Source organism: Synechococcus sp. R55.7 (assembly GCF_047461955.1).
Lineage (GTDB): Bacteria > Cyanobacteriota > Cyanobacteriia > Thermostichales > Thermostichaceae > Thermostichus.
The window spans coordinates 1-6,372 of sequence record NZ_JANSIC010000145.1 but is presented as its reverse complement, the minus strand read 5'-3'; the positions used below and the strand labels follow the sequence as shown (position 1 = coordinate 6,372).

The 6,372-nt window shown below is 57.2% G+C and carries 5 protein-coding genes; 2 read left to right on the top strand and 3 right to left on the bottom strand.

Annotated elements, in window-relative coordinates; genetic code table 11:
- The coding region (locus NW820_RS08630) for a hypothetical protein (RefSeq protein ID WP_414407254.1) at window positions 1-321 on the bottom strand (321 nt) is incomplete at its 3' end.
- A gap of 71 nt (window positions 322-392) precedes the next feature.
- Window positions 393-2,243 (bottom strand): M61 family metallopeptidase, encoded by a 1,851-nt coding sequence (locus NW820_RS08625; protein ID WP_414407253.1) that lies wholly within the window; start codon window positions 2,241-2,243, stop codon window positions 393-395.
- 313 nt (window positions 2,244-2,556) lie between these two features.
- Here NW820_RS08625 and ntcA point away from each other — a divergent pair, with 313 nt between their 5' ends.
- Both ntcA and eno read left to right on the top strand, forming a co-directional pair.
- The gene (gene ntcA, locus NW820_RS08620) at window positions 2,557-3,231 is read left to right on the top strand and encodes a global nitrogen regulator NtcA (protein WP_011434093.1); all 675 of its coding nucleotides are present in this window, start codon (window positions 2,557-2,559) and stop codon (window positions 3,229-3,231) included.
- Window positions 3,232-3,469: 238 nt separating this feature from the next.
- Window positions 3,470-4,753 (top strand): phosphopyruvate hydratase, encoded by a 1,284-nt coding sequence (gene eno, locus NW820_RS08615; protein ID WP_011434092.1) that lies wholly within the window; start codon window positions 3,470-3,472, stop codon window positions 4,751-4,753.
- Here eno and NW820_RS08610 read toward each other — a convergent pair.
- Window positions 4,750-6,372, bottom strand: a 1,623-nt coding sequence (locus NW820_RS08610) for a prolyl oligopeptidase family serine peptidase (RefSeq protein ID WP_414407252.1), incomplete at its 5' end; no start/stop codon positions are given. The two genes, eno and NW820_RS08610, sit on opposite strands and share 4 nt — an antisense overlap.

Here is a 6,372-nt window from a genome sequence, read left to right as displayed (position 1 = left end):
GTCTCTGCCCCAGTCCTGTAGCAAGCTTTGCTGGCTGTCAGCAAGGCGAAATTTAAACTCTTCAAGGGTAGCTTGGACGGCCTGTAACTTTTCCTGTAACTTTTGAGAAATCTTGTCTACCAATCCTTCGCTCAACTTGATGAGTGCTTTGTCCGGGTCGTTGAGTTCTTGGCTGTGTTGGCTTAGCTGCGAAGATATATCTCTGATAATCTCTCGTTTCCAGATTTCCAGTTTAGGACTGGCCCCATACTGGCGAGCAACGTAAATGCCTACCGAGAAACCAACAGCTGCCCCAATCAATAAAACCAAAACTAAGTCCATCAGATACTCCTGTCCTCTGCTGCTGTTACTTTTCTTTCCAGTTAACTGGATTACCTGCTTGCCTCAACATGCTAGGAGGAGATAGGTGAATTTTCAAGCAGATGGGGACCTGCCTCTGACCGAAGCTGGGCGCCGACAAGGGATCCCAGCCAGCCTTGCTGAAGGGCTTCTTGAGCAGGAGTCAGTTCAGGCAACACCTCCAACGTGTAGACATCGGGCCGAGGGGGATCCAACGGGATCCAGAAATGTTTCAACTGATCGGCTTGAAAAACGCTCAAACAAATGATCTGGTGGGGCTGATAGGCCGTCAAGCGTTCCGCCAAGTTGGCAGCGCTCACCCTGAACCCATCCAGGGCCACCAGCTCATCGCCGGCCCAGATGCCTGCTTTTTGCGCCGGGGATCCCATCTCCACTGTGCTGATGCGATTGCCCTCGCCGTTGAAATTGAGGCCCAGGTATGGGATGGGGTTGGGGCGGCTGAAGTGGGCTTTAAGGGTGAGGCCAAAGGGGTGTAGGTAAGTGTTGTAGTCTAGCTCTTCCGTGCCTTCCACATAGGCTGCGAAAAACCGGCCAAGATCGGCACCGGCTGCCCGCTCAAACGCCTCCCGCAAGTCTTGGTCGCTGTAGCCCTTCTCTGACCGACCAAAGCGCTGCCACAGATCCTGCAAAGCCGTATCCAGGGATCCCTGACCGCCGGAAAGGTGGCGAATGTGCAGATCCAGCAGCCAACAGACCAAAGCCCCTTTTAAGTAATAAGAAACCTGGCTGTTGAGGGTGTTTTCGTGGGGGCGGTAGAGTTTGATCCAGGTATCGAAGCTGGACTCCCGCAGCGATTGCACGGCCCGGCCCGGAGTACGCTGCAAGCGGCCAATCTGTTCGGAAAGAACTTTTAAAAAATCGCCGGCACTGAGGATCCCTGCCCTCAATAAGATGACGTTTTCGTAATAGCTGGTCGCCCCCTCACAAAACCACAGACATTCCAGATAATTTTCCTGGTTGTAATCGATCTTTTCCAATGCCAGAGGACGCAGACGCTTGACATTCCAGGCATGAAACAACTCGTGGGCCAGCAAAGACAAAAAGCGCCGATAGGACTCCGGCTGATGCAGCTCCAGCCCAGAGTAAAGAAGGGTGGTGCTGTACTTGTGCTCAAGGCCACCAAATCCTCCCGGCGACAAATGCACAATGAACCAGTAGCGGTCGTAGGGTAGCCCACCAAAAAATGCGGCTGTGGTTTCGACAATGGCCTTGGCATCGGCAACGGCCCGATCGACATCCAGAGTGCCCGACCCCCAAACCACAAGGTAATGCGGGATCCCTTCCACCTCAAACGATTGCATCCGATGCAGGCCCACCTCCACCGGGCTATCCACCAGCTCGTCATAGTCCTCCGCCACAAAAGACTGGCCGGAAGCGGGATCCCCAGAAGAGGAGATCAAAGGCCGCAAACTGGTGGCGATGCGCCAATCCGGCTTGGGGGGGATCACCGTCAAGGTGTAAGGTTCCCGCTCGCGACCGGGCACGTAGAGAAAGAGCGCTGCCCCGTTGAAATAGGCGTGGGTCAAATCCAGATGGTTTGTGCGCACCGTCAGCTCATAGGCATAGACCCGGTAGCACACCTTCACGGCAGAAGAACCCGGCGGATCGATTTGCCAGGTATTCTTATCCACCTTCCGCCAGGCCAAAGGGATCCCTTGCTCAGTTGCCGCCTGAAACTCCTGCACATGACGGGCATACTCCCGCACCAAGTAGGATCCCGGCGTCCACACCGGCAGTCGCAGCCGCAAAGGCACCTCTGGATCCACCTCTTGGATCTGCAGTTCCACCTCCAGCAGGTGATTGGCCGGATCCGGCATCCGCACTGTGAAATGCTGGCGGCTCAGTTGAGAAGGTGCAGCAACGATAACCTCTGGGATCCCCATAGATAGATAGATAGATAGATAGAATGTTCCAACCCACTCCACTCTCTACCGCCAAGGGCTGGCGCAGCCCCCAGCGACAATGGCTCTTATCCTAACCCCTGCTTTCGGTTGGGGATCCCTTTCTGGGGCAAAAACGAGACTCAAAAATGTAGCACGTGCTACAAAGATGCCTGGGCAGAACCTTCTACTTTAGGGTAAATCTTGGTATCATCATCGATTCTGAAGTCAAGGGGTCGCAACCTAGCCTAATGCTTCTAGATTGATCTTAATAGGTTGATCTTAGGTATAAACTGACCTTAAAAGGTTGATGAGTATGGCGGTGGCCGTAGCGGAAAAATCTCTGATCACAGCCTTCAAGCAATTGGGAGGCCCTCACCATCCTCCGGTTATCGAAACGTTTGAGCGCGGGAAGACCATTTTTTTTCCAGGGGATCCGGCGGAGCGGGTTTACTTTTTGGTGAAGGGAGCCGTTAAGCTCTCGCGGGTCTACGAAATGGGGGAGGAAATCACCGTCGCCCTCCTACGCGAAAACAGCATCTTCGGCGTGCTCTCCTTTATCACGGGACAGCGCTCCGACCGCTTTTATCACTCGGTGGCTTTTACACCTACCGAGTTACTCTCTCTGCCGATCGAGCAGGTGGAAAAATCCTTGCAGGAGAACGCCGAACTGGCCATGTTGCTGGTTAAAAGCCTGTCGTCTCGTATCTTGCAAACGGAGATGATGATCGAGACGCTGGCTCATCGCGACATGGGATCCCGTCTGGTCAGCTTTTTGTTGATTCTCTGTCGCGATTTCGGGGTGCCTGGCCCAGATGGGGTCACCATCGATCTCAAGCTGTCTCACCAGGCCATTGCCGAGGCCATTGGCTCAACCCGCGTCACCATCACCCGCCTGTTGGGAGAGCTGCGCAAGAAGAAGTACATCTCCATTCACAAGAAGAAGATCACCGTACACGACCCGATGCGGCTGAGCCATCGCTTTGCCTAGAAGGAAGAGGAGAACACCTCCTGAGTAGCACCTTGCCCAGGCAAACCCCGCTCGACGGCTAGTTGAAGCTCTGGCCGGCCTATGTTCAATCTACTGCTGCAGCCTTGAAGAATCTCTGTGCCCGAAGGACAGACTTAAAGTTTTCTGGAAGCTGACCGGATCGCGGGCAAGAATCTACTAGTCTATGGGGGGATCTGGCTTTGGCCAGAGCTATCTAGCCAATTGCTGAGGTGTAACTGTGGAAACGGCCATCGAGTGGATTACCGCCCATGAGATCCTCGACTCGCGAGGGCGTCCCACCCTAGAAGCCCTGGTGGGTCTAGCCAATGGAGCAACGGGCTTGGCGCAGGTTCCCAGCGGTGCCTCGACCGGTACCTTCGAGGCCCATGAGCTGCGGGACGGGGATCCCAAACGCTACGGCGGTAAGGGTGTGCTGAGGGCGGTGGAAAACATCCTTGGCCCCATCCAGTCGGAGCTGCAGGGAGAAGATGCCCTCAACCAAGCCCGTATTGACCAGTTGCTGATCGACCTGGACGGCACCCCCAACAAGTCCCGCCTGGGGGCCAACGCTATTTTGGCAGTTTCTCTGGCGACAGCCAAAGCGGCTGCGGAAGCAGTGGGCTTGCCTCTTTACAAATACCTGGGGGGGCCCTTTGCCAACCTGCTGCCGGTGCCGCTGATGAACGTGCTCAACGGCGGCGCCCACGCCGACAACAACGTCGATATTCAAGAATTTATGCTTGTGCCCATTGGAGCGGCCAGCTTTCGCGAGGCGCTGCGCTACGGGGCTGAGGTGTTTGCGGTACTAAAACAAGTGCTGCAGCAGAAGGGGCTGTCCACCGGTGTGGGGGATGAAGGGGGGTTTGCTCCTGATCTCGACTCCAATGCGGCGGCTTTGGATCTGCTGATGACGGCTATTGAACAGGCAGGCTACAAACCGGGAGCAGATATCGCCTTGGCCTTGGATGTGGCCGCCAACGAGCTGCTGCAGGATGGGCAATATCACTTTGAGGGCAAAGCCCACAGCGCGGCTGATATGGTGGCTTACTACCAGCAACTGCTGGCCAACTATCCCATCCTTTCCATTGAAGATGGGCTAGCGGAAGAAGACTGGGCCGGTTGGCAAGCCATGACCGCTCAACTGGGATCCCGGGTACAGCTGGTGGGAGATGACCTGTTTGTAACCAACCTGACCCGCCTGCAAAAGGGTATCGACAGCGCCGCCGCCAACGCCATTTTGATCAAGCCCAACCAAATCGGCACCCTGACGGAGACCGTCTCGGCCATCCAATTGGCAGTTCAAGCCGGCTTTCGCACCATCATCAGCCACCGCTCTGGCGAGACGGAAGACACCACCATTGCCGACTTGGCGGTGGCCACCCGTGCCGGGCAGATCAAAACCGGATCCCTCTGCCGCAGCGAGCGCATTGCCAAGTACAACCAACTGCTGCGCATCGAAGACGAGCTGGGGGAAGCGGCAGTTTATGCCGGTCGGGTGGGCCTGGGTCCTAGAGCTCGCTAACTTCCCGTTCCGTCCCAGGGGATCCCTAGCACCTGCACCAAAAAGGCCCAGCGGTCGGCAGCTTCCTCAATCAGCTTGCTGGTGGGCTTGCCGGCCCCGTGCCCTGCCTTGGTGTCGATGCGGATGAGGATGGGCTGGGATCCCCCCTGGGCTGCCTGCAGGGCAGCGGCAAACTTGAAGCTGTGGGCGGGCACCACCCGGTCGTCGTGATCTGCGGTGGTGATCAGGGTGGCGGGATAGGCAGTGCCGGGCTTGAGGTTGTGCAGAGGGGAATAGGCGTAGAGGGCCTTGAATTCCTCCGGGTTCTCCGGGGATCCGTACTCGGAGATCCAGGCCCAGCCGATGGTGAACTTATGAAAGCGCAGCATGTCGAACACCCCCACTGCCGGCAGGGCCGCTGCAAACAGCTCCGGCCTCTGAACCAGGCAGGCCCCCACCAGCAGGCCGCCGTTGCTGCCGCCGGAGATGGCCAACTTGGCGGGGTTGGTGTAGCCATGGGCTATCAGCCACTCGGCAGCGGCAATAAAGTCGTCGAACACCTTTTGCTTGTTGAGCTTGGTGCCCGCCTGGTGCCACTCTTCTCCGTACTCGCCGCCGCCGCGCAAATTGGGCTGGGCGTAAACCCCTCCCATTTCCAGCCAGGCCACCAGACCCACTGAAAAGCTGGGGGTAAGAGAGATGCCAAAGCCGCCGTAGCCATACAGCAGGGTGGGGTGATCCCCTGTCCGAGTCAGGCCACGGCGGTGGACGAGAAACATGGGGATGCGGGTGCCATCTTTGCTGGTGTAGAACACCTGCTGCACCTCGTAGGCCTGGGGATCGAAATCCACCTGGGGCTGACGGAACAGGGTGCTGGTGCCGCTGGTGAAATCGTAGCGGTAGATGGTGGGTGGGGTGGTGAAGCTGGTGAAGGTGTAGAAGGTCTCGGTGTCGTAGCGCTTGCCGCCAAAGCCGCTGGCGGATCCCAGCCCGGGCAGCGGAATTTCCCCCAGGTAGCTACCGTCTAAAGCAAAGGTCTTGATCTGGGTGTGGGCGTCTTTGAGGTAGAAGGCCACAAACTGATTGTTGATCAAGCTAACCCCCTGCAGGGTCTCCTCCGCCTCGGGGATCACCTCCTGCACCTGGTCGGGCTGCTCCAAGTCAATCGCCACCAGTCGCCGCCGAGGAGCTTGGCAGTCCGTCAACAGCCAAAAGCGGGATCCGTCGTTGCCCACGAAGCTGTATTCGGCCTCAAACTCGCGGATGAGCTCTACTACAGGAGACTGGGGATCCCGCAAGTCTTTGTAGAAGATGAGGTTTTTGGGATCCGTGCCCCGCCAGACGGAGATGATGAGGTAATTCCCATCTTCAGTAACCCCGCCGGCAAAGCCCCACTCTTTTTGGTCGGGGCGGTGATAGACCAAGACATCTTCTGACTGGGAGGTGCCCAGGCGGTGGTAGTAGAGCTTCTGGAAGTAGTTGGCGCTTTCGTATTCGCTGCCGGGGGCCGGTTCGTCGTAGCGGCTGTAGAAAAATCCTTGTCCGTCCAGCGTCCAGCTTACTCCCGAGAACTTAATCCAGCGCAGGTGATCCGGCAAATCCTCGCCGGTCTCGATGTCCCGCACCTTCCACTCTTGCCA

Bases quoted from the DNA above. Each gene is read 5' to 3' on its own strand.
- NW820_RS08625 (WP_414407253.1), bottom strand. From the start codon at position 2,243: ATGGGGATCCCAGAGGTTATCGTTGCTGCACCTTCTCAACTGAGCCGC.
- ntcA (WP_011434093.1), top strand. From the start codon at position 2,557: ATGGCGGTGGCCGTAGCGGAAAAATCTCTGATCACAGCCTTCAAGCAA.